Raw genomic sequence first — 429 nt, forward strand, 5'->3', positions numbered from 1 at the left:
CGCGGTTCCGGGTCGGCCCGGCCGCGGTGTGGCTCGGGGCGGCGGTGGCGCTGTCCCGGGTGTTCGTGGGGGTGCACTACCCGCACGACGTCCTCACCGGTTTCCTGGCTCGGTGCGGCGGTCGCCGCCGGGGCGATGACCGCCTGCACCGGCCCGGTGGCCACCGCCGTCGGGCGGCTCCGACGTCACCCGACACCCCGCGCGCTGCTCGGCGCCGGACCCACCCCCGCGGACCCGGACGCCGGACACGTCCCCGACGACGGCGGGGATCCCCGGGATGACGGGGACACCGGGGGCCGTCCGGGCATCCACGACGACGGGCGGGTCGGCGGTGCGGCGGACCGGCCGGGCGACGGGACGGCCCCCACCGAGGTGCTCGACGAGGTGCGGTCCGCGCCCGCCGCGCAGGTCGCCCCACCGGCACACGTC

General features: G+C 80.0%; 1 pseudogene. It reads left to right on the forward strand.

Going from position 1 to position 429, the window contains the following annotated elements:
- Positions 1 to 135 precede the first annotated feature (135 nt).
- A pseudogene (locus SACPADRAFT_RS32645) lies at positions 136 to 429 on the forward strand (hypothetical protein); the annotation flags it as partial.

Origin of the sequence: Saccharomonospora iraqiensis subsp. paurometabolica YIM 90007, from assembly GCF_000231035.2 — a bacterium.
In the GTDB taxonomy this organism is placed as follows: Bacteria; Actinomycetota; Actinomycetes; order Mycobacteriales; family Pseudonocardiaceae; genus Saccharomonospora; species Saccharomonospora paurometabolica.